Source organism: Xanthomonas sp. MUS 060, assembly GCF_000963215.1.
Lineage (GTDB): Bacteria > Pseudomonadota > Gammaproteobacteria > Xanthomonadales > Xanthomonadaceae > Xanthomonas_A.
On sequence record NZ_JZIM01000125.1, the window covers coordinates 1 to 511 of the forward strand.

The 511-nt window shown below is 55.2% G+C and carries 2 protein-coding genes; both read right to left on the minus strand.

Annotated elements, in window-relative coordinates; genetic code table 11:
• A partial coding sequence (locus XANALMUS060_RS22940; RefSeq protein ID WP_304413363.1) for a hypothetical protein occupies positions 1-325 on the minus strand: 325 nt, incomplete at its 3' end.
• A partial coding sequence (locus XANALMUS060_RS22945; RefSeq protein ID WP_304413364.1) for an AMP-binding protein occupies positions 322-511 on the minus strand: 190 nt, incomplete at its 5' end. The genes XANALMUS060_RS22945 and XANALMUS060_RS22940, both read right to left, overlap by 4 nt.

Sequence of the window (511 nt, forward strand, 5' to 3'; positions counted from 1 at the left end):
AGGCTTCGCCACTACAAATAACCCGCTTGACCCAGGAATACGGATCATGATCGCCATGCTCGACAAATGCCCGCAGCATCGACGGCACGAAATTTCGCGTGGTGACTTGCGTATCGCGGATCAACGTCTTCAGATACACCGGATCTTTGTGGCCTTCTGATTCGGTCAACTGCATCCGCGCACCGCTCAGGTGACTTGCGTATCGCGGATCAACGTCTTCAGATACACCGGATCTTTGTGGCCTTCTGATTCGGTCAACTGCATCCGCGCACCGCTCAGCAGGCAGCGGCCAGAACAGTTCCCAGACCGAGACATCGAAGCTCATCGGTGTTTTTTGTGTAAAACAACCTCGGATCGATCCAGCGTGTAGGCTTTTTGCATCCACACGAGACGATTGACGACGCCGCGATGTTCGTTCATCGCACCCTTCGGCATACCGGTCGATCCGGACGTGTAGATCACATACGCCAGATGCCGTGCAGTCAGGCCATTAGCATGGCGGTCGGGATTG